At 40.3% G+C, this 21855-nt stretch carries 21 protein-coding genes and 1 riboswitch; of the genes, 13 read left to right on the top strand and 8 right to left on the bottom strand.

All coding sequences use genetic code 11. The annotated features are described in order from the left end of the window. Positions 1-4: 4 nt before the first annotated feature. Together NDN13_RS03655 and tusD are read right to left on the bottom strand one after the other, a co-directional pair. Positions 5-355, bottom strand: a complete 351-nt coding sequence (locus tag NDN13_RS03655) for a hypothetical protein (protein WP_251117203.1) — start codon at positions 353-355, stop codon at positions 5-7. A 43-nt stretch (positions 356-398) separates the two neighbouring features. Beyond that, positions 399-767 (bottom strand): sulfurtransferase complex subunit TusD, encoded by a 369-nt coding sequence (gene tusD, locus NDN13_RS03660; protein WP_016660232.1) that lies wholly within the window; start codon positions 765-767, stop codon positions 399-401. 68 nt (positions 768-835) lie between these two features. On the opposite strand from tusD, the gene NDN13_RS03665 reads away from it, so the two are divergent. The 4 genes from NDN13_RS03665 (at position 836) to NDN13_RS03680 (ending at position 5608) form a co-directional block, all read left to right on the top strand. After that, the gene (locus NDN13_RS03665) at positions 836-1843 is read left to right on the top strand and encodes an SDR family NAD(P)-dependent oxidoreductase (RefSeq protein ID WP_251118156.1); all 1008 of its coding nucleotides are present in this window, start codon (positions 836-838) and stop codon (positions 1841-1843) included. A gap of 115 nt (positions 1844-1958) precedes the next feature. Further along, on the top strand, positions 1959-3353 hold the full coding sequence (gene fumC / locus NDN13_RS03670) for a class II fumarate hydratase (RefSeq protein ID WP_251117204.1): 1395 nt from the start codon (positions 1959-1961) through the stop codon (positions 3351-3353). Positions 3354-3466: 113 nt separating this feature from the next. Further along, positions 3467-3958, top strand: coding sequence for a hypothetical protein (locus tag NDN13_RS03675; RefSeq protein WP_251118157.1), 492 nt, complete (start codon positions 3467-3469; stop codon positions 3956-3958). 135 nt (positions 3959-4093) lie between these two features. Next, positions 4094-4183, top strand: a riboswitch (glycine riboswitch). Positions 4184-4363: 180 nt separating this feature from the next. Beyond that, entirely contained in the window at positions 4364-5608 is a 1245-nt protein-coding gene (locus NDN13_RS03680; protein ID WP_251117205.1) for a D-amino acid dehydrogenase, read from the top strand. A 43-nt stretch (positions 5609-5651) separates the two neighbouring features. Here NDN13_RS03680 and NDN13_RS03685 read toward each other — a convergent pair whose 3' ends face one another. Further along, positions 5652-6299: an A1S_1983 family putative colistin resistance protein gene (locus NDN13_RS03685; RefSeq protein ID WP_251117206.1), complete on the bottom strand. Its 648-nt coding sequence runs from the start codon at positions 6297-6299 to the stop codon at positions 5652-5654. A gap of 98 nt (positions 6300-6397) precedes the next feature. On the opposite strand from NDN13_RS03685, the gene ispF reads away from it, so the two are divergent. Beyond that, positions 6398-6889, top strand: coding sequence for a 2-C-methyl-D-erythritol 2,4-cyclodiphosphate synthase (gene ispF / locus NDN13_RS03690; RefSeq protein ID WP_016540280.1), 492 nt, complete (start codon positions 6398-6400; stop codon positions 6887-6889). On the opposite strand, the gene NDN13_RS03695 is transcribed toward ispF, so the two are convergent. From NDN13_RS03695 to glnL, 5 genes are all read right to left on the bottom strand, one after another. Then, entirely contained in the window at positions 6877-7401 is a 525-nt protein-coding gene (locus NDN13_RS03695; protein ID WP_251117207.1) for a protein tyrosine phosphatase family protein, read from the bottom strand. The genes ispF and NDN13_RS03695 overlap by 13 nt on opposite strands. Positions 7402-7547: 146 nt before the next feature. Beyond that, positions 7548-8468: an ornithine carbamoyltransferase gene (gene argF, locus NDN13_RS03700; protein ID WP_004653300.1), complete on the bottom strand. Its 921-nt coding sequence runs from the start codon at positions 8466-8468 to the stop codon at positions 7548-7550. Between the two features lie 112 nt (positions 8469-8580). Then, positions 8581-9222: a TetR/AcrR family transcriptional regulator gene (locus NDN13_RS03705; protein ID WP_251117208.1), complete on the bottom strand. Its 642-nt coding sequence runs from the start codon at positions 9220-9222 to the stop codon at positions 8581-8583. 143 nt (positions 9223-9365) lie between these two features. Next, complete coding sequence (glnG, locus tag NDN13_RS03710) at positions 9366-10859, bottom strand: nitrogen regulation protein NR(I) (protein WP_251117209.1); 1494 nt, start codon at positions 10857-10859, stop codon at positions 9366-9368. After that, positions 10846-11955 (bottom strand): nitrogen regulation protein NR(II), encoded by a 1110-nt coding sequence (glnL, locus tag NDN13_RS03715; RefSeq protein WP_251117210.1) that lies wholly within the window; start codon positions 11953-11955, stop codon positions 10846-10848. The genes glnG and glnL overlap by 14 nt, the downstream gene beginning before the upstream one ends. A 328-nt stretch (positions 11956-12283) precedes the next feature. On the opposite strand from glnL, the gene rimO reads away from it, so the two are divergent. The 8 genes from rimO (at position 12284) to bamA (ending at position 21825) form a co-directional block, all read left to right on the top strand. Further along, on the top strand, positions 12284-13627 hold the full coding sequence (gene rimO / locus NDN13_RS03720; protein WP_251117211.1) for a 30S ribosomal protein S12 methylthiotransferase RimO: 1344 nt from the start codon (positions 12284-12286) through the stop codon (positions 13625-13627). A gap of 50 nt (positions 13628-13677) precedes the next feature. Further along, a complete protein-coding gene (gene pyrH, locus NDN13_RS03725; RefSeq protein WP_004772000.1) occupies positions 13678-14406 on the top strand; it encodes a UMP kinase in 729 nt (242 codons plus the stop codon). A gap of 164 nt (positions 14407-14570) precedes the next feature. Then, complete coding sequence (gene frr / locus NDN13_RS03730) at positions 14571-15125, top strand: ribosome recycling factor (RefSeq protein WP_004653307.1); 555 nt, start codon at positions 14571-14573, stop codon at positions 15123-15125. A 6-nt stretch (positions 15126-15131) separates the two neighbouring features. Further along, a complete protein-coding gene (gene uppS / locus NDN13_RS03735; RefSeq protein ID WP_251117212.1) occupies positions 15132-15881 on the top strand; it encodes a polyprenyl diphosphate synthase in 750 nt (249 codons plus the stop codon). 2 nt (positions 15882-15883) lie between these two features. Then, a complete protein-coding gene (locus NDN13_RS03740; RefSeq protein ID WP_251117213.1) occupies positions 15884-16708 on the top strand; it encodes a phosphatidate cytidylyltransferase in 825 nt (274 codons plus the stop codon). After that, positions 16709-17905 carry a 1-deoxy-D-xylulose-5-phosphate reductoisomerase gene (gene ispC, locus NDN13_RS03745; RefSeq protein WP_251117214.1) on the top strand — a complete coding sequence of 399 codons (1197 nt, stop codon included), beginning with the start codon at positions 16709-16711 and terminating at the stop codon, positions 17903-17905. Positions 17906-17910: 5 nt separating this feature from the next. Next, positions 17911-19266 carry an RIP metalloprotease RseP gene (rseP, locus tag NDN13_RS03750; RefSeq protein WP_251117215.1) on the top strand — a complete coding sequence of 452 codons (1356 nt, stop codon included), beginning with the start codon at positions 17911-17913 and terminating at the stop codon, positions 19264-19266. Positions 19267-19302: 36 nt separating this feature from the next. Then, positions 19303-21825, top strand: coding sequence for an outer membrane protein assembly factor BamA (gene bamA / locus NDN13_RS03755; protein WP_251117216.1), 2523 nt, complete (start codon positions 19303-19305; stop codon positions 21823-21825). The last annotated feature ends 30 nt before the right edge of the window (positions 21826-21855 follow it).

Genomic DNA, 21855 nt, shown 5'->3' on the forward strand with positions numbered 1-21855 from the left:
CACCTTACCAGTACAATATGTGATCAAAAGACTGGATAAATTCAGGATTGAGGTCAATAAATTCGATCTCCTGAACCGTATTTTTAACGATGTTAAGTTCTTGATTTTTAGACTCAATCAGAATTGGGGTTAAATCATAAAACTCAAAACTTTCGACCATGTTGGCTGCAATTTTGAACTCATGTTTAAGTTGATCGAATTCTAATTTATTGTCTAATAAGCTAATTGCAGCACACTTTAATAATACTTTGACAGAAATACCAAAGGTTGCTAAAACCATAGTTGCGGACAAGCTTTCATTGACTTGCAAACTTGTTAAGTTAGGTTGCGTTAGGATGACGAGTACAGATTTCACACAATTTACCTTTTCAAAGCAACACTCTAGTAAAGAACTTTAATTAAAATTGAATTAAACGAGAACAGCTTTGTACTGCGTCAGCAAGCTCTCCGAGCCCAACCAGTTCAAAGCCTTTGGCTAAGTTGTGATGTTGGAGTGAATGACGTTTTGCATTGTCCGCATCAGTGATTCCCCGAGCAAGGGCGGCACTGACACAGACAGGGAGTCGAATGCCAAGCTTTTGCCATTCATGTTTCAGGTTACGTTGATCATCAGGAAACCACTGTAAGTCATTCGCAACCTGAACACCATCTTGGTAAAAGAAGACAAGCAATTCTTCATGCTTATTTTGAAGTGCTTGAGCTAAACCAAAAGCATGCCAAGCCATAATTGATGTAGGCGCAGAAGTAATTAGCAGTAGTGTACTCATTGAATATTCACTATGGTCATAGTTGGCAAAATGATGATGGACAAGATTTAAAGGAAGGTAAGTATACAATGATTTTGGTGACAGGTGGTTTAGGCTTTATCGGTTCGCATATTGCTTTGAGTCTATTGGCACATGGGCAAGAGATCGTTATTGTTGATAACTTAGCCAATTCAACCTTGCAAACCTTAGAACGTCTCGAATATATTTCAGGCATGTATATTCCATTTGCAAAGTTGGATGTACGAAATACCCCAGCACTAAATAAAGTTTTTGAACAATATTCAATTGATACGGTGATTCATACCGCCAGTTTTAAGTCCTTAGAAGAATCCACTTTAAAACCGCTTGAATATTATAATGATAACGTCAGTAGCATTATGAGCTTATTAAGAGCGATGCAGCGGATGGGGGTGAGACAATTAATCAATCTCTCTAGTTTAGCGGTATATGGTCAATCGGATGAGAAACTATCTGAACAGACTGAATTCAATTACAGCTATCCCAACCCTTATGTTCGAACACAGCAAATGGTTGAAGATATTATTGCGGATACTTATAAAGTTGATCCTGAATGGCGCATTGTCAACTTACGATTATCGAATATCGTAGGTGCATTTGAGCATGGTGTGTTGGGTGAGTTTGTTACGCAATTGCCTAAGAATATTGTGCCTTTGGCCTTACAAGTTGCTGCAATGCAACGTGAGTATATCGAGTTGCAAAATCAGGCATCCACAGCAGATGGTACGGTTGAACGGAGTTTTCTTCATGTATTAGATGCATGTGATGCAATTTTAATGACATTGAATTGGTTGAAGTCGAAGAACAATTGCCTAGAGTCATTCAATATTGCACATTCACAACTAACCTCAATTCAAAGTTTATTACATGAAATTGCAAAAGTGACGCAAACCCAAGTCAATGTTCAGCCTGCGGTATTTCAGCATCAAGAGTTCGCTCAATTAGGGGCAACGATAGAAAAAGCAGCACTGAATTTGAATTGGTCACCAAAACGCACGCTAGCCCAGATGATTGAAGATGAGTGGAGATTTTATTTAAATACCCTAAAGGGTAATTAAGATAATGATAATTATTTACAATTATAATTGCTTTGATTAGGATAACGGCAACTAGCCAAAGCATCACTTTGCTTCAGCCCGTGAGAACTTTAACCAAATAGAGCAGAGGTTGTTTATGCAAATGCGAATTGAACACGACACCATGGGCGAAATTGAAGTGCCGAATGAGGCCTTGTGGGGTGCGCAAACGCAACGGAGTTTACAGAACTTTAAAATTGGTCAGGAACGCTTACCGCGTGCCATGATTCGCGCGATGGGGCTTGTGAAGAAAGCTGCTGCAATTACCAATGCTGAGTTAAAACAACTGCCTGAAGATTTGAGTCAGTATATTGTCGGGGCTGCCGAAGAAGTAATTGCTGGACAATGGGATTCACAATTTCCATTGGTGGTTTGGCAAACCGGTTCGGGTACACAAAGTAATATGAACTGTAATGAAGTGATTGCCAATATTGCCAATCAGAAGTTAGGTCAGGCTTTGGGTGCGCAAAAACCTGTTCATCCGAATGATCACGTCAACCGTGCACAATCAACCAATGACTCGTTCCCAACTGCCATTCATGTGGCTGCAAGTATTCAAATCAATGAGTTACTGATTCCTGCGGTAGAGCAGCTCAAGGCAACTTTACAGCGTAAGTCAGAAGAATTTGATGATATCGTGAAAATTGGTCGTACTCATTTGCAAGATGCGACGCCATTGACTTTAGGCCAAGAGTTTAGCGGTTATGTTTCTCAGCTAGAGCATGGCTTAAAACGTTTGCAGCAAGCACTTGCAGGTTTATATGAACTGCCTTTAGGTGGTACCGCGGTAGGGACAGGTTTAAATGCACATCCAGATTATGCCGTGAAAGCCGCTGAACAATTGGCTGGGCTTACTGGCTTACCGTTTATTACTGCACCAAATAAATTTGAAGCCTTGGCAGGACGTGATGCTGCTGTGTTTGCATCAGGTGCATTAAAAACACTTGCTGCAAGCTTAAATAAAATCGCCAATGATATTCGTTGGTTGGCAAGTGGCCCTCGCTGTGGCTTCGGTGAAATTCGTATTCCAGAGAATGAACCTGGTTCAAGCATCATGCCAGGTAAAGTTAATCCGACGCAAAGTGAAGCGATGACCATGGTGGTTGCCCAAGTCTTGGGAAATGACACCACTATTAATGTGGCGGGTGCTTCGGGTAATTTCGAGTTAAACGTGTTTATGCCTGTGATTGCATATAATTTATTGCAATCGATCCAGTTATTGGGTGATGCATGTAATAGCTTTAATGATCACTGTGCAGTGGGTATTGAGCCAAATCGTGAGAAAATTGACTACTTCTTGCATAACTCATTAATGCTGGTAACTGCACTTAATCCCGTGATTGGCTATGAAAACTCAGCCAAAGTTGCGAAAACAGCTTATAAGGAAAATAAAACCTTAAAACAGGTTGCGGTTGAACTTGGTCTGGTGACTGAGCAGCAATTTGATGAGGTGGTGAAGCCTGAAAATATGGTTTCTCCAAATAGCAAATAAGCCTGATAGCTGAATGAAAAAATCCTTCTTTAATAGAGGGATTTTTTATGGGTAGTTTTTATAAAGTGAACTGCGTACAATATCCTTTTGATTTACCTGACTGTTGCTTCATTATGCTGAATATCTATTTGACAGATACCAAAACCAACATCCAATTTTCTGATCTTCCAAACGAAAATCCTGTTAAGTTTCTGTTGAATTTAAAGAAAATTTTTCCAAGTACTGCCGATCTATTATTGCCAGTTTTGCCAGACGACAATAACTTAGAGAACGTTACTTGGGAAGCAACCTCAAAAGACTTTGAAATTTTCAAAAAATTATTAGAAGGTTGGGGCATCATTGAGCTGCGTTTAAGCGCGATCACGACCTATAAAGACAAAAACTTTGCCAATGAGTTGGTGAAAAAAGCCCAAGTGAAACGAAAACAAATTGCACAAGCACAGCCACAGTTGTCTATGATTGCATTGGATTATGTATTGATGCATGAAATTCATGCGCTGATTGATGCAGAGTTGGTGATGATAGGAGAAAAATTTTATTTGCCAACATTGCGTGAGCTTTGGAAAGAGCATTTCTCCGATCAAATTTTGCAGTGTAAGTTCTAATTTTGAAAGCAGGCTTCGGCCTGCTTTTTTATTATCTTGGTATTAATATCCTTAAACAAATCTTCATCTACAAACAATTACAAGAATTTAGTGTCTGTATTTTTAAACGGCATATATATTGCTTATAGGGATATAAATATTATTGCGGGAGAGAAGTTCTTCAATGAACTCGCCGAAGGAGCAACGACCCCGGAAACTCTCAGGCAGAAGGACTGTAATAATAGAAATACAATCTGGAGAGCAGTGCTCAACTTGTAGAAACATACGATAATTTTTCTTCTACGATTAACACTCACCGAAGGGGAAGGCTTAATGATTAATTGGTAATCATCTGCCGAAACTCTCAGGTACCATGACAGATGGGGCTATGCATTAAGAAATGTTATGCATTTCTAGGAGTTTGCTATGCCACATGTTGTTGTGATTGGTGCGGGGATTACAGGTGTAACGTCTGCGTATGAATTGGTTAAACTTGGCTATGAGGTGACGGTGATTGATCGTCATCTTTTTCCAGCGATGGAAACGTCTTTTGCGAATGGTGGGCAATTGTCTGCCTGTAATGCTGAAGTATGGAACCAAAAAGCAACGGTGCTGAAAGGCATCAAATGGATGAGTAAAAAAGATGCACCATTATTGCTCAATCCCTCATTTAGCGTACACAAATACCGTTGGTTAGTTGAGTTCTTGACCCATATTAAAAACTATAAGGCCAATACGATTGAAACAGTACGTTTAGCACTATTGGCAAGACAGCGTTTATTTGAGGTAGCAGAACAGGAAAATATTTCTTTTGATCTGGAAAAACGTGGCATTTTACATATGTACCACACCAAAGAAGACTATCAAATTGCCAAGCAAGTGAATGATGTTTTGGTTGAAGGCAAGTTAGAGCGAAATGCTATTACACCCGAAGAAATGAAAGCAATTGAGCCGACATTAACGGGTGACTACTATGGTGGCTATTACACTGCGGGTGATGCGACGGGTGATATCCATAAATATTCTGTCGGATTGGCAGAAAGAACACAGCAATACGGGGTGAAATATTGTTTCGGCCTGGATGTAGTGGATATTAAGTTCAGCCAAGATAAAGCCATAGTTCACTGTAAAAACAGCTCGGAGAATGTCAATCCAAGTGCAGATGGAATCACTGAAATTGTAGCCGATTTGGTCTTGGTCTGTGGCGGTGTGGGAAGCTATCAACTGGCTGATATGTTAGGGGATAGTGTGAATGTATATCCTGTGAAAGGCTATTCCATTACCGTACAGCTTAAAGATGAGCGTAGCGTAAAGAATGCACCATGGGTAAGCCTATTAGATGAGAGTGCAAAAATTGTGACTTCTCGTTTGGGCGCAGATCGTTTACGTATTGCCGGAACAGCAGAATTTAATGGATATAACCGAGATATTCGTGCCGATCGCATTCAACCATTGATTAATTGGGTCAACCAGAACTTTGATATCTCCACTGAGCATGTTGTTCCTTGGGCAGGCCTACGCCCAATGATGCCGAATATGTTGCCTGTTGTTAGACAGGGTAAACATGCACGGGTGTTTTACAATACGGGGCATGGCCATTTAGGTTGGACTTTGTCCGCAGCAACCGCAGTATTGATTAGTCAAGAAATTGCACAGAAATACCCAAACTAAATAAAAAAGCCGATGTGTAAACATCGGCTTTTTCTTATTTTGATTAATCGTATAAGCGATAAATCCCTGTAAATCTATCACAGTCTTTCTGTTTGGATTTAATAATCAACAATGCTTTCTGGAAATCAAACTGATATTGGCATTTTTTTTCATTATCAATAATTTGATTTCGTTGCTCTGGCGTACTATAGGCCAGTAAGGAAAGTGTTTGGGTTTCTAGGCGGTTATTCGGATTGCGATACGCAGTCCCTTCAATTTTAAGTTTGTCTTTATCCAGTTGGTGAATTTGTAGATGAACAGGTTGTGGGGCGAGCTTACCTTGTTCATATTTCAAATAATGCTGGGTCAGCGTTTGATTCATCGAGGTATAAAAATTCAAATCGTCCAAACGGGCATCAAATTGCTGTTGATAGCAATTCTTGGTTTTGCACTGCTGTATCTGATTCAACCACACGCTTTGAGTGTCATGTAATAGCTGTAGTGGGGCATCAGTCACTAAATAAGCAGTCAGAAACTTGGCATTCAACTTTAAACGCTGCTCTTGATATTGCTTAGTACAGATTTTTTTAGCGTTTAAATCATTGCTGCTGCAGTCAATTGCTTCTGCATAGGCAAATGTTGAGCAAAAACAACTCAATGTGATGATGTAACCAGCTTTCTTTAATTGATTTCTTACAGTGTTAAACAGCATAATCACTTATACTTTCAGTCTAATTTGCTCAACGTACTATAGCGAAATAGAAAGCCTGAATACAAGATTTGTTCGGTATATTGTAAAAGGAAAATCATATGGTTGCTCAAATTCGGATTGGACAAGGGATTGATGTACATGCATTTGAAGAAGGTGAGTTTGTTACCTTAGCTGGTATTCGAATCCCGCATACACACGGTTTAAAGGCACATTCAGATGGCGATGTGGTGTTACATGCACTGAGTGATGCATTATTGGGTGCTTTAGCACTGGGTGATATTGGACAGCATTTTCCAGATACAGATCCAGAATATAAAGGTGCAGATAGTCGTTTGTTACTCAAACATGTTTACCAATTGATTTTAGATCGTGGTTATCAACTCAATAATGCTGATATCACCGTCGCTTGCGAGCGTCCTAAGTTAGCAAAACATAATCTAGAAATGCGTCAAAGTATTGCAGATGTCTTGGATGTTGATGTGACTCAAATCAGTATTAAAGCCACAACCACTGAAAAGCTAGGTTTTACTGGTCGCCAAGAAGGTATTTTGGCGACCGCAACCGTGCTGGTTTCCCATCAAGCAAAATGATTGCTATTGATCAATGATTGTTCGAGTTCTTGTGTTGCTTTACGACCTTGCAGTTGTAAAGTAATGCTATGAATTAAACCAGTCCATGTTTCATTGGGTTCCCAAGTTTGGTGCAATAGCTCTTGGGCCGTCGGTAGATCAATATTCATATAGAATTGGCGATAGAGGTACATCAAGCTACTAACACGCATATTGTCGTCGCAGTGTAGCCAAATGATCTCGTTTTGTACCAAATGATCAATCAGATCTAAAACAAATAAACATTGCTCAGAGCAAGGTACATCCCAACCAATTGGAATATGGATGTAGTTTAGTCCCAAATCCAAGCAGATCTGGTCTTGCTTGGCCAGATGATGATCAGATTTGCTGGTTGCAAGGTTAATTACTGTGCTGCAACCGTATTCTTTAATGTGTTGTAATTGCTCAGCAGTCGGTTGAGCAGAGCTAAACAGATGCTCATGCACCAAAGAAAAATTTGGTATTTGAGATAAGGCTTGTTCAAGTGAGGTCATAACGTCCGCTGTGTATTGAGTGAAGTTTCTCACATAGTGAGAAACTTATTCTAAAGGGCTTGTCTTACTATAAGTGTTTTTATTTCCATGTTCAATTTAAAGCACACAAATAAAAACAGCATCAAATGATGCTGTTTTTATTCAACTCAATCTTTTTTAAGATTCTCGTTCAGTAAGAATTCCATCAACGCTTTTTGAGCATGCAAACGGTTTTCCGCTTCATCCCAAACCACCGCATTTTTGTGATCCAGCATATGTTCTGAAATCTCTTCACCACGATGTGCTGGTAAGCAATGCATGAATAAGCAATCAGGATGCGCCAAGTCCATGAGTTTTTCATTGACTTGGAAATCGGAAAAAGCTTTTTCGCGTAGTTTTTGTTCTTCTTCCTGTCCCATGCTGGCCCAAACGTCAGTTACGATGAGATCGGCATTCACCGCTGCATCTTCAGCTTTATTAAACACTTCTACGCAGTCGGCAAATTCAGCGAGGAATTTTGCTTGTGGTTCATAGCCTTCAGGAGATGCAATTTTCAGTTTAAAGCCCATCATGTGTGCGGCTTCAATATATGAATTACACATATTATTGCCATCACCAATCCAAGCCACAGTTTTGCCTTCAATGCTGCCACGGTGTTCTTGGAAAGTTTGCAAATCAGCAAGCAACTGACAAGGATGATGGTCATCAGTCAAACCATTGATCACTGGAACAGTAGAGTAAGATGCAAAGCGTTCCACAATATCATGACCAAAGGTACGGATCATGACGATATCCAGCATGCTCGAAATGACACGTGCAGAGTCTTCAATCGGTTCACCACGACCCAATTGTGTATCGCGTGGTGAAAGAAAAATTGCACTACCACCGAATTGGCAAATACCTGCTTCAAAAGAAATACGTGTACGTGTACTCGACTTCTCAAAAATCATTCCCAACACTTTACCCGCAAAAGGTTGGTATAGCGTATTGCTATGTTGCATGCGTTTAAGTTCTTGTGCACGATCTAAAATGCGTTGCAGTTCTAATGAGGATAGGTCACGTAAAGTTAGGAAATGCCGAAGCGCCATAGCTACTCCCACAATAATTATTGAATAAAAACAATAATTAATTGCTGTTTAACGAGTGGTGAATAAAAAAGAATTGACTACTATACTATACGCTCGGGAAAATGCAAAAGAATTAGACCTTTTGATGAGCCTTTAAAAATAAATCTACAGAATAGTTAATATAATCAATGATTTCTGCATCATCCGCAGGAACATTTAAACCCATTAAGTTGCGCCATTCGACATCACGTAAAATACCAAAATACATGGTGGCTGAAAATTGGGGTTTGGCACAGAAAATCTCTCCATTTGTATGGGCATGTTCTAAGGCGAACGCGATGGTATTTTGAATATTTAAGGCACATTGATTATAAAAATAATGTGCAAGTTGTGGATCTTTTTGAGTTTGCTCGGTAAACATGCGCATGAAGGCGATGTTTTCAGGCTGAATGATATGTTGATAAAAACGTTGAAGGGTCTGGGTTAAATAGTTTCTTAAATTCCCTGCTTCCGATATATAGGGAAAACATACACCTTTAAAGAAGACTTCTCTACGGTAATCACAAATGGCAGTAAATAAACCTTCCTTGTTGCCAAAGTACTTGTAAATAGAGGTTTTCGAACCTCCTGCATGATTGACGATGTCATCCAAAGACACGGCTTCATAACCTTTCTCTAAAAATAAATCGGTTGCGCACAGTAATAGGGCAAAACGACGTTCTTCTCCACGACGAGTTTGAGGTTTGGCACAGCTTGGATAGCAAATATCAGTCATTATCTACTTTGCAGTAATGGGGTTCTCCCTAGTATAACAAAAACCATATCTCTTGTATGGCAATCAAATTGATGAGTGTTTCAAAACATCTCTATTTAAGTAAAAAGCGAATCACATGGATTCGCTTTTTTGAGATAACTGCTCTAAGCAGAGCGAACTTCTTCGTCTTCTTCGTCATCAGTAGAGTCCATGCCGAGTTCTTTGAGCTTGCGGGTAAGCGTATTGCGTCCCCAACCCAAAAGTTCAGCAGCATGGCGTTTACGACCACGGGTTTGTTGTAAGGCGGCATTAATCAAAGTGCGTTCAAACATAGGTGTTGCAATATCCAATATTTTCATTTCGCCATTTTTCAGCTTTTGAATTGCCCATTGCCCCAGTAATTCATCCCAATGGTGCACAGCAATACGTTCAACCAAGGCTGGGCTGGTGTTTGATGCTGCTTGTGCGTCATTGCTTTTATGCACAGAAGCTTGCTTAAGTTCAGCTGGTAGGTCTTCTGGATAAACTTCACGCCCCGTGATCATGACGGTTAACCAACGGCAGGTGTTTTCTAGTTGACGAACATTACCAGGCCAAGGCAGTTGTTGCATATAGTCTGTGGTTTCAGTACGCAAGATTTTAGGGCTGACACCCAGTTCCTTACCGGCACGAGCCAAGAAATGTTGAGCCAACATCGGAATATCTTCGCTACGATGTGACAGCTTTGGAATGTGAATACGAATCACGTTCAGACGATGGTATAAGTCCTCACGGAAACGGCCTTCATTGACCAGCTTTTCCAAATCTTGGTGGGTTGCAGCCACGATACGTACATCGACCTTAACTGGAATATGTCCGCCGACACGGTAGAATTCACCATCTGCCAAAACACGGAGCAAGCGTGTTTGCGTTTCAAAAGGCATGTCCCCAATTTCATCGAGGAACAAAGTACCCCCATTGGCTTGTTCAAAACGGCCTTGATGTTGGGTGTTTGCACCTGTAAATGCACCTTTTTCATGTCCAAATAACTCAGTTTCGATTAAGTCTTTTGGAATGGCTGCCATATTCAGTGCAATAAATGGTTTGGCACGACGCGGTGAGTGCTTGTGTAAAGCATGAGCAACCAACTCTTTACCTGTACCTGATTCACCATTAATCAACACCGTAATATGTGATTGTGATAAACGACCAATTGCTCGGAAAACTTCCTGCATTGCAGGGGATTCGCCGATAATTTCGGTTGATTGCAAGGGTGAAGCCGTTTTGGTTGCTTCTTGTTGTTGCAATTTGTTGATATGCAAAATCGCACGATTAACTAAAGCCAATGCTTCATCGATATCGAATGGTTTCGGTAAATATTCAAAAGCACCTGTTTGATAGCTTGATACTGCAGACTCTAAGTCGGAGTGGGCAGTCATGATAATCACGGGCAGGTCAGGATGTGTGTTCTTCACCTTGGATAAGAAGGTTAGACCATCAATCCCTGGCATGCGGATGTCCGTCAAAATCACATCAGGTGCATCGTCATGTAAGCGTTCCAGAGCGGTTTGTGCTTCTTCAAAGTTGGTGACATCAAAACCTTCTTCTTTAAAGGTTTTCTCAAGTACCCAACGCATGGCACGATCGTCATCTATTACCCAAATTTTATTTCGTGACATGGTTTAACTCCCAAGGTAGATATAGGCTAAATATGGTTTTTCCTGGAACTGACTGACACTCAATCATTCCGTTATGTTGATGCATAATATTTTGAGCAATACTGAGGCCAAGCCCAGTACCTTTGGCACGACCTGTAACTAGTGGATAAAAAACTGACTCGAGAATGCTTTCTGGAACACCAGGACCATTGTCTTCGATGTCGATACGAACAGCTGAGCGGTTTAATACACCATTAATCGTAACGAGGCGTTGTATCCGGGTTCTTAAAACCAGTTCAGGTTCAGAGTCGGTAAAGAATTCTTTATTCTCTGTCATGGCTTGTACTGCATTGACACTAATGTTGAGCATGACTTGAATCAGTTGGTCGCGATCAGCCATGACATCAGGCAAGGACAAGTCATAATCACGGGTAATCTTGATTTTTTTCTTGGTTTGGTTTGCGATGAGTGAGCGAACACGTTCTAAGGGTTCATGCACATTGCTGAGTTCATAACTTGGCAATTGACGAGAACCAAGCATGGTATCTGCCAAATTAGTAAGTCGATCAACTTCGCTAATAATAATATCGGTAAATTCACGATAGCTATCATCACCTAAACTACGTGCCAGTAATTGTGTTGCGCCACGAATACCAGCCAAAGGATTTTTAATTTCATGTGCCACGCCACGGACCAATTGTCTGGCCACTTGGTGTTGTTGAACGAGGTTTTCTTCCTTTGAAATTTTTAACATCCGATCAATTGGATTAAGTTCGATTAATAATAAAGGGTGATAACTTTTACCAGCATTGAGCTGTGAAGCGGTGTAGTCGACATGAATGGGTTTAAAATTCACATTGATTACCGCTTCACGACGAGTATAGTGTTGACCACTTTCTAAGGTGTTTAATAAAGCTTCGTGGGTATTGAAGGTATCATCATGTGCATGCAGCAAATTTAATACAGGCTGACCTGATGCGCGCAGTAAGCTGATATCAAATAATGCTTCACAAGCAGAATTTAAATAAAAAATATTAAGCTTACTATCGACCAATAAAATGGCAGTTGTCAGATTATCTACTAAGAGTCGATAGTCGATAGTGTTCTGTTGATCCATTTGTGAATCGTCCTGTTTTAAAATGGCGCAATAAATATAAATTTTAATGAAGAGCCATTAACTTCTAAAATGTACTTTATGCAAAATACAAGCCAACTTTGTATTAACTAAATTTCAATCACTTAAATCTAAATGAATCGATTTATACGGTATTTTTCACATACATCCGCTTATTTTAATATTTTATTATGCTTCAAATTGGTGCGTTGTTGGATTTTGTTTAAAATTTTGGTTGTATTTTGGTGCATTACACAAAGAGATGGCTTTGCAGCTATGCGTAGACAAAGAAAAGTCATACAATACGCCGATTCAAGTGGAGCGCAGATTCATGAAGACCCCCAAAGTCGGTTTTGTATCTTTAGGTTGTCCTAAGGCATTGGTAGATTCTGAACGAATTTTAACTCAGTTAAAGACTGAAGGTTATCAGGTTGCATCAGATTATGACGGTGCAGATTTGGTTGTTGTTAACACCTGTGGTTTTATTGAATCTGCAGTGCAAGAGTCTTTAGATGCCATTGGCGAAGCCATGAGCGAGAATGGGCGAGTAATCGTTACAGGTTGCTTAGGTAAAGACGAAGACAAAATTCGCCAAATGCACCCCAATGTACTTAAAGTAACAGGGGCGGCAGCTTATCAAGATGTGATGGAAGCAGTACATGAATATGTGCCTGCACCACCAAAACACAACCCATTTATTGATTTAGTTCCTGAGCAAGGTGTTCGTTTAACGCCGAAGCATTATGCCTATTTAAAAATTTCAGAAGGTTGTAATCATCGCTGTACATTCTGCATTATCCCAAGTATGCGTGGCGACCTCGTGTCTCGCCCAGTCGGTAAGGTGTTAGATGAAGCTGCTGCGCTTAAGCGTGCGGGTGTAAAAGAAATCTTGGTGATTTCTCAAGATACCTCTGCCTATGGCGTGGATACCAAGTACAAGTTAGATTTCTGGAACGGCCAGCCAGTTAAAACCAAATTCTATGACATGTGTGAAGCGCTTGGTCAGCTTGGGATTTGGGTACGTTTACATTATGTTTATCCATATCCGCATGTAGATGCTGCCATTGATCTTATGGCGCAAGGTAAAATCCTGCCTTATTTAGATATTCCTTTTCAGCATGCCAGTCCGCGCATCTTAAAATTGATGAAGCGACCAGCTCATAGCGAAAACACATTAGAACGCCTTAAATTGTGGCGTGAAAAATGCCCTGAATTGGTGATTCGTTCAACATTCGTTGTTGGTTTCCCTGGTGAAACAGAGGAAGACTTCCAGATTTTGCTGGAATGGCTGAAAGAAGCTCAGCTTGATCGTGTCGGTTGCTTTACTTATTCGCCTGTCGAAGGTGCAACTGCGAATGATCTACCTGATCATGTGCCAGAAGAAATTAAGCAAGATCGCTATGAACGCTTCATGGAGGTTCAGCAAGCGATTTCTGCAGCAAAATTACAAAAACGTATCGGTCAGAAAATGACAGTGCTTGTGGACAGCTTGGAAGATGAATTCCCTGTTGCTGTGGCACGTTCATATGCAGATGCGCCAGAAATTGATGGCAATGTTTTTGTTGAAGATATTGATAAGAGTGTGATTAAAGCAGGTGATCTGCTTGAAGTCGAAATTACCGATGCAGATGAATATGATTTGTTTGCAAAGTTAATTCAGATTAAATCTGCTTGATATTGAATTAAATTTAAGAAATTTGAGATTGGTCGGTTTGGAGTAAAGGTATGTCAGCTTCTAAAAATCCACGTTATGCACGAATTTTGCTAAAGCTTTCGGGTGAAGCTTTAGCAGGTAATAAAGATATGGGTATTGATGCCCAAGTATTAGATCAGATGTCACTTTCAATTGCACACTTGGTTGGTTTAGGTGTGCAGGTGGGTATCGTTGTTGGTGGTGGTAACTTATACCGCGGTAGCCAGTTACAGAAAGACGGTTTGGTTGGTCGTGTAACAGGTGACCAAATGGGGATGTTGGCAACGGTAATGAATGGCTTAGCAATGCGTGATGCGTTGGTGCGTCGTAATATCAAAACGCGTTTAATGTCAGCATTATCGATTGGTACAGTGGTTGAGCCATACTCAAGCCGTGATGCGATTCGTCACTTGAGCCAAGGTGAAGTTTGTGTATTTGTTGCGGGTACAGGTAATCCATTCTTTACCACAGACACAGCAGCATGTTTACGTGGTATCGAGATTGAGGCGAACTTGATCTTGAAAGCGACGAAAGTGGATGGTGTTTATAATAAAGATCCAAGCAAATACGATGATGCGGTTAAATATGACAATTTAACTTTTGACCAAGTGCTTGATGAAAAGCTTGGAGTGATGGATCTTACCGCAATTTGTTTATGTCGTGATCACAATGTGCCACTACAAGTTTTTGATATGAACAAATCTGGCGCATTACTTTCTGTTGTAATGGGCGAAAAAGAGGGTACACACGTTACTAATTAGGACCTGTTAATATTTCACCATGCATTGTGTTTTAGACTAAAAAATATTCTCTGTCGCAATCATCTGTGAAATGTTAATAAACCCTCATGTACGTGAGACATAAAGCTCTTTATACTAATGTCTAAATATTTTGTAATACCTAATGAATAAGTAAGGAAGATCATATGATTAACGATCTCAAACAAGATAGCGAACAGCGTATGCAGAAGTCGCTCGACTCTTTAGAGTTGGGCTTTGCCAAAGTTCGTACAGGTCGTGCGCACCCATCTATTTTAAATGGTGTGATGGTTTCTTACTACGGCTCTGATGTGCCATTGAATCAAGTTGCAAATATCGGGCTTGAAGATTCGCGTACCCTGTTGGTTCAACCATTTGAACGTTCAATGGTTGCTGCGATTGATAAAGCGATTCGTGAAGCAGGTCTTGGATTGAACCCTATTACTGCTGATGCAATCCGTGTACCAATGGCTGCGTTAACTGAAGAAACTCGCCGTGATATGCAAAAAGTTGCGCGTGCTGAAGCTGAAAATGCCAAAGTTGCGATTCGTAATATTCGTCGCGATGTGTTAGGTGATCTCAAAGCATTATTGAAAGAAAAAGAAATTTCTGAAGATGATGATCGTCGTGCATCTGATGATATTCAGAAAATTACTGATAAATATGTTGCAGAAGTTGATAAACGTCTTGCAGCGAAAGAAGCAGAATTGATGAAGGTCTGATTTCATATGACCTTGCAAGAAGAAACGCTTCTTCCTCAACATGTTGCCATCATTATGGATGGCAACAATCGTTTTGCCAAAAAAAAGCAAATGCAAAAAGGCGATGGGCATCGGGAAGGCAAGAATGTCTTGGATCCGATTGTTGAACATTGCAAAAAAGAAGGTGTTCGAGCGTTAACGGTTTTTGCTTTTTCAAGTGAAAACTGGAATCGACCACAATACGAAGTTGACTTGCTGATGAGATTGTTGGAAGAGACAATTCATGAGCAATTGCCTCGTATGGAGAAATTCAATATCGCGCTTCGTTTCATTGGAGACCGCTCTCGGTTGTCAAATGAGTTGCGTGATTTAATGCGATATGCAGAGCAGAAAACAGCAGTTTTTGATTCAATGACCCTAACAATTGCCATTAGTTATGGTGGTATGTGGGATATGGCACAGGCGGCAAAAGTCATTGCTCAAGATGTACTTGCAGGAAAACTTCAAGCAGATCAGATAAATGTTGATTTATTTGATAAATATGTCAGTCTAAATGATCTCCCTGCTGTTGATTTGTTAATTCGTACAGGTGGAGATTACCGTTTGTCTAACTTTTTGTTATGGCAAGCTGCGTATGCCGAATTGTACTTTACCGATACCTTGTGGCCAGAATTTACTGTAAAAGAGTTGGATTACGCATTTCGTGTTTTTTCAGGACGTGAAAGACGCTTTGGTAAAACTTCAGAACAGATTCAACAAGCGAAAATAGAGAATTAATAATGTTAGAGCGGATTATTACCGCATTGGTGTTAGTTGCTGTTGTTTTAAGTTGCATGTTTGCAACGCAATCACATTATCCAATGTTTGTGCTTATGATTTTAGCCGCGGGGGTTGCAGGTTATGAGTGGTTTAAGCTTATGCCTCGTACAACATCACCAGTGTCAAAACCTAAAGCTTGGATTTATGGTGGTGCAGTCGCAGCAGTAGCGACACTGGCATTGTTTTTTGATGATGTAGCACTTTTACTCTGGGCTGCCTCTATTCTCACTTGGTTGGGCAGTATCTATTGGGTCAAGAACTTCCCTGAATCCGATAGTTGGTATAACGCATCCTTACATATTGTCGGTTTTATTCTGATTTCTGCCGCAGTGACCTCGCTTTATGCTGTTTGGCATAGCTCACCATGGTGGCTAATGTATCTGTTCCTACTTGTTTGGGGGGCGGATAGTGGTGCATATTTTGTTGGGCGCAAATTCGGTAAGAAGAAACTTGCACCTTTTGTGAGCCCCAATAAATCTGTTGAAGGTTTATATGGTGGTATCGCGACAACCGTGATTATCATGTTGGTTGTGCAATATACCTATTTAAATTTAACTGCAATACAGCTTATTCTGTTCTTAATTCTTTCAATTATTACTGTGTTTGCTTCGGTATTGGGTGACTTGTTTGAGTCGATGATTAAACGTCGGGCAGGAATCAAGGATTCTGGCCGTGTACTGCCTGGGCATGGTGGTGTGTTAGATCGTATTGACTCCTTACTTGCCGCTGCACCGATTTTTGCAACGGGTATGTATATATTAAAACTTATTGGTGTAGATCTTTAAATGACTCAAGCTGTTTGTATATTGGGTGTTACGGGTTCAATTGGACAAAGTACTTTAAAAGTATTGGAACAACACCCAGACCAATACACTGTATTTGCAGTCTCTGCATATAGTCGTTTAGATGAACTTTTAGAAATTTGTAAAAAATATCATCCAAAAATTGTTGTTGTGCCGAATGATAAAGCATTTGAGTTGCAACAGCGCTTCAATCAAGAAAACCTAAAACAGATTGAAATCTTAACCGATGAGGCAGGCTTAATCTCAATCGCTGCACATGCTGATGTTGATATCGTTATGGCGGCAATTGTTGGGGCGGCAGGTTTACTCCCTACATTGGCAGCAGTAAAGGCAGGTAAGCGTGTTTTGCTTGCCAATAAAGAGGCGCTGGTGATGTCGGGTGACATCATGATGCAGGCAGTCAAAGAGCATCAGGCATTATTGCTACCTGTGGACTCTGAGCACAATGCTATTTTTCAGTCTTTACCGCATGATTATTTAAATGCTGAAAGAACGGGCCAGCCTCAATTGGGGGTGTCACAGATTCTACTAACCGCATCTGGCGGCCCTTTTCTGAATCACTCCTTGGAGCAGTTGCATGATGTGACTCCTCAGCAAGCATGCAAACATCCAAATTGGTCAATGGGGCAAAAGATCTCAGTCGACTCTGCAACTTTAATGAATAAAGGCTTAGAATTGATCGAAGCTTGTCATTTGTTTTCAATATCAGAACATTTTGTTACAGTTGTTGTTCACCCACAAAGTATTATTCATTCCATGGTGCAATATGTGGATGGATCAACTTTGGCACAAATGGGTAATCCTGATATGTGTACGCCGATTGCACATGCATTAGCATGGCCTAAACGTCTAGCGACCCATGTTCCTGCGTTGAATTTGTTTGAGACAGCTCAATTAAATTTTCAATCGCCTGATCTTGTTAAGTTTCCAGCTTTGGATTTAGCGCGTCAGGCAATGCGTGCAGGTGGTTTGGCACCAACGATTTTAAATGCGGCCAATGAAATTGCGGTTGCAGCATTTTTGCAGCAAAGGATTCGATTTACTCAGATTGCTCAAGTAGTCGAAAATACTTTGCAAACTGTACAAAATGCTAAAGCAGAAAACATAGACATCATTTTGCAGACTGATATGATCGCAAGACGAATTGCAGAAAAATATATTGTGGATATAGGAGGCTAAATCGTATGAATGCACTATTTATGATTGTTGCAGCGATTTTGTTGCTTGGTCCTCTGATCGCAATTCACGAATTTGGTCATTACTGGGTTGCACGCAAACTCGGTGTTAAAGTTCTGGTTTATTCTATTGGCTTTGGCCCAACACTACTAAAATGGCAATCTAAAAAATCAGGTATTCAATATCAACTTTCCGCATTACCGTTAGGTGGTTATGTCAAGATGTTGGATGAACGTGAGGGTAATGTTGCTGAACAAGATTTACCGCATGCGTTTAACCGTCAATCTCCGTGGAAACGTATTGCGATTGTTGCTGCTGGTCCGTTGATTAATCTTATTTTTGCTGTGTTCCTGTTTTGGATTTTATTTTTGCCTGCACAAGATCAACTGAATACGCGTATTGGCAAAATCATGCCAAATACGCCTGCTGCACAAGTTGATTTACATGTTGGCGATAAAGTGTTGATGGTGGATGGGCAAACAACATCAACATGGGAAAAGCTAAATTATGCTTTGGTCAACCGTGTAGGTGAAACTGGACAGGTCTCCATTATTGTTGACCGTGCAGGAACTGAGAAACAATTTAGTTTACCCATCAAAGAATTTCTAAAAGATCAAAGTCAATCACCTTTAGATGTATTGGGCTTTTTACCTTATCGTCCTGTCATTCCTGCAACAGTGAAAGAGCTGAGTGCAGATGGTGCTGCAATCCGCCAAGGTATGAAGGTGGGAGACCAAATTGTTGCAATTGATAATGTTGCAATGAAAGATTGGTTTGATGTGGTGGATGTGGTGCAAAAATCACCAGAAAAGCTGTTAAATATTGATGTAATGCGTCAAGGTCAATTGGTCCATCTACAGGTGATGCCTCAAGGGCAACGCGATAATATGGGTAATACGACCGGGATGCTCGGCGTGAAAAGTGATGCTGGTAAAATCACGATCCCGAATGATTATAAACAAACCATTCAATATTCACCTGTCGAAGCGCTGGGCGTTGCATTTGAAAAGACTACACAGCTTTCAGGCATGATTTTTAACTCCATCATCAAAATGGTGCGTGGTTTAATCGGATTGGATAATTTGTCGGGTCCAATCACGATTGCTAAAGTCGCTGGTCAAAGTGCGGAAATGGGATGGCAAACCTTTATTTCATTTATGGCTTTGATGAGTGTGAGTTTAGGGATTCTAAATTTACTGCCGATTCCAATGTTGGATGGTGGACATTTAGTTTATTACTTTATCGAAGCAATTCGTGGTAAACCTGTTTCTGAACAAATACAGATGTTTGGTCTAAAAGTTGGTATGGTACTGCTCGGTAGCATGATGCTTTTGGCTTTATTTAACGACTTCATGCGTTTATAAAAAAACGCAAATGGAATTTAACTTACTGGAAAATATATGGGCATGCGTCACACACATTTATTAATGCCTTTGGCACTGGTTAGTGCGATGGCAGTGGTACAACAAGCATACGCAGCAGATGAGTTTCTTGCACGAGATATACGAATTGATGGCTTAGTGCGTTTAACACCTGCAAGTATCTATTCTATGTTACCAATAAATAGTGGCGATAGAGTCAGTGATCCTATGATTGCTGAGGCAATCCGTACGCTATATGCTTCTGGTTTATTTGATGACATTAAAACCTATAAAGAAAATGATGTTTTAGTGTTTAGAGTTGTTGAACGTCCAGTAATTTCAAAGTTGGAATTTAAAGGTAATAAACTCATTCCGAAAGAGGCCTTGGAACAAGGCTTGAAGAAGATGGGTATTGCTGAAGGTGAAGTGTTTAAGAAGTCTGCACTACAGACCATTGAAACTGAGCTAGAACAACAATATACCCAGCAAGGCCGTTACGATGCGGATGTGACTGTTGAAACCGTTGCACGCCCAAATAACCGTGTTGAGCTTAAGCTGAATTTTAATGAAGGTACAGCAGCTAAAGTATTTGATATCAATATTATTGGTAATACTGTTTTCAGTGACAGTGATATTAAACAAGCCTTTGCAGTGAAGGAAAGTGGTTGGGCTTCTATTGTAACCCGTAATGACCGCTATGCCCGTGAAAAGATGGCTGCAAGTCTAGAAGCTTTACGTGCCCTCTATTTAAACAAAGGCTATATCAACTTTAATATCATTAACTCTCAACTGAACATCAGCGAAGATAAGAAGCATATCTTTATTGAAGTATCAGTGGATGAAGGTAGTCAATTTAAGTTTGGTGAAACGAAATTCCTGGGTGATGCGCTGTATAAGCCTGAAGAATTACAAGCGCTCAAACTGTATAAAGATGGCGAAACCTATTCTCAAGAAAAAGTAAATGCCGTTAAACAATTATTGCTACGCAAATATGGTAATGCAGGTTACTACTACGCTGAAGTGAATGTGGTGCCTGATATTAATAATCAAACAGGTGTTGTTGGTTTAAATTACTACATCAATCCTGGTCAACAAGTAACAGTACGTCGCATTAACTTCGCAGGCAACAGTAAAACTGCGGATGAAGTATTACGTCGTGAAATGCGTCAGATGGAAGGCGCATTGGCAAGCAATGAGAAAATTGACTTATCCAAAGTTCGTTTAGAGCGTACTGGTTTCTTTAAAACGGTTGATGTGAAGCCTGTTCGTGTTCCAAATTCACCTGATGAAGTTGATTTAAATGTGAATGTTGAAGAACAGCATTCTGGTACGACCACGCTAGCAGTAGGTTACTCGCAAAATGGTGGTGTAACCTTCCAAGCAGGTTTAAGTCAAACGAACTTTATGGGTACAGGTAATCGTGTTGCGATCGACTTGTCACGTTCTGAAACACAAGATTACTATAACTTAAGTGTTACTGATCCATACTTCACCATTGATGGTGTTAGCCGTGGTTATAACGTTTATTATCGTAAAACAAAACTGAATGAAGACTATAACGTTAACAACTATGTTACTGATAGTATTGGTGGTAGTGTAAGTTTTGGTTATCCAATCGATGAAAACCAAAGCTTAAGTGCATCTTTAGGTGTTGATCAAACGAAAGTGCGTACAGGCCCTAGTGTTTCTACTTATATCCGTGACTATTTGTTAGCAAACGGCGGTAAAGAGACACATCGTTCAGCTGATCGTTGTAAAGTTGACTTAGAACCGATTATTGAGAATGGTGTCGTTACAGGTTACAAACCATGTCCGGAAGATCAGATCTATAATTTTGGTGATCAATTTGAAGGTACATATTTAACTTACAATTTAAACTTAGGTTGGTCATATAACACTTTAAACCGCCCAATTTTCCCAACATCAGGTATGTCTCACCGCGTTGGTTTGGAAATTGGTTTACCAGGTAGTGATGTCGACTATCAAAAGTTAACCTATGATGCTCAAGCCTTTAAACCACTTTGGGGCGGATTTGTACTTCGTGGCTATGGTAAGTTAGGCTATGGTAACGATTTACCATTTTATAAGAACTTCTATGCGGGTGGTTACGGTTCAGTTCGTGGTTATGACAACAGTACTTTGGGGCCGAAGTATCCAAGTGTGATTTTCCAGGAAACTGGACAGAATGACCCTGATCCAGAAGAAGTTGGGGGTAATGCCTTAGTTCAATTTGGTACAGAACTAGCACTTCCTTTACCATTTAAGGGTGATTGGACTCGTCAAGTTCGTCCTGTATTGTTCGCTGAAGGTGCACAAGTGTTTGACACTCAATGTGATGTACCAAAAGGTACTGTTACAATTGATGGGAAGGATGTTGATATTAAACAATATTGTAAAGATAACAATAAGTTAGATTTTGGTAATATGCGCTACAGCGTTGGTGTAGGCTTCACATGGATTACTATGATTGGCCCATTATCACTGAGTTATGCATTCCCGCTGAATGATAAAAAAGGCGATGATACTAAATCAATCCAATTCGAAATCGGTCGTACCTTCTAAGGACGACCTCGTTTAGCGCTGTAAAATATA

Source organism: Acinetobacter sp. C32I, from assembly GCF_023702715.1.
GTDB lineage: Bacteria > Pseudomonadota > Gammaproteobacteria > Pseudomonadales > Moraxellaceae > Acinetobacter.

Coding starts and splice junctions, on each gene's coding strand:
- pyrH (WP_004772000.1), top strand. CDS start 13,678: ATGTCAGCTTCTAAAAATCCACGTTATGCACGAATTTTGCTAAAGCTT.
- rseP (WP_251117215.1), top strand. CDS start 17,911: ATGAATGCACTATTTATGATTGTTGCAGCGATTTTGTTGCTTGGTCCT.
- frr (WP_004653307.1), top strand. CDS start 14,571: ATGATTAACGATCTCAAACAAGATAGCGAACAGCGTATGCAGAAGTCG.
- fumC (WP_251117204.1), top strand. CDS start 1,959: ATGCAAATGCGAATTGAACACGACACCATGGGCGAAATTGAAGTGCCG.
- NDN13_RS03740 (WP_251117213.1), top strand. CDS start 15,884: ATGTTAGAGCGGATTATTACCGCATTGGTGTTAGTTGCTGTTGTTTTA.
- glnG (WP_251117209.1), bottom strand. CDS start 10,859: ATGTCACGAAATAAAATTTGGGTAATAGATGACGATCGTGCCATGCGT.
- NDN13_RS03685 (WP_251117206.1), bottom strand. CDS start 6,299: ATGCTGTTTAACACTGTAAGAAATCAATTAAAGAAAGCTGGTTACATC.
- tusD (WP_016660232.1), bottom strand. CDS start 767: ATGAGTACACTACTGCTAATTACTTCTGCGCCTACATCAATTATGGCT.
- NDN13_RS03675 (WP_251118157.1), top strand. CDS start 3,467: ATGCTGAATATCTATTTGACAGATACCAAAACCAACATCCAATTTTCT.
- argF (WP_004653300.1), bottom strand. CDS start 8,468: ATGGCGCTTCGGCATTTCCTAACTTTACGTGACCTATCCTCATTAGAA.
- rimO (WP_251117211.1), top strand. CDS start 12,284: ATGAAGACCCCCAAAGTCGGTTTTGTATCTTTAGGTTGTCCTAAGGCA.
- NDN13_RS03665 (WP_251118156.1), top strand. CDS start 836: ATGATTTTGGTGACAGGTGGTTTAGGCTTTATCGGTTCGCATATTGCT.
- bamA (WP_251117216.1), top strand. CDS start 19,303: ATGGGCATGCGTCACACACATTTATTAATGCCTTTGGCACTGGTTAGT.
- glnL (WP_251117210.1), bottom strand. CDS start 11,955: ATGGATCAACAGAACACTATCGACTATCGACTCTTAGTAGATAATCTG.
- NDN13_RS03695 (WP_251117207.1), bottom strand. CDS start 7,401: ATGACCTCACTTGAACAAGCCTTATCTCAAATACCAAATTTTTCTTTG.
- NDN13_RS03680 (WP_251117205.1), top strand. CDS start 4,364: ATGCCACATGTTGTTGTGATTGGTGCGGGGATTACAGGTGTAACGTCT.
- ispC (WP_251117214.1), top strand. CDS start 16,709: ATGACTCAAGCTGTTTGTATATTGGGTGTTACGGGTTCAATTGGACAA.
- ispF (WP_016540280.1), top strand. CDS start 6,398: ATGGTTGCTCAAATTCGGATTGGACAAGGGATTGATGTACATGCATTT.
- uppS (WP_251117212.1), top strand. CDS start 15,132: ATGACCTTGCAAGAAGAAACGCTTCTTCCTCAACATGTTGCCATCATT.
- NDN13_RS03705 (WP_251117208.1), bottom strand. CDS start 9,222: ATGACTGATATTTGCTATCCAAGCTGTGCCAAACCTCAAACTCGTCGT.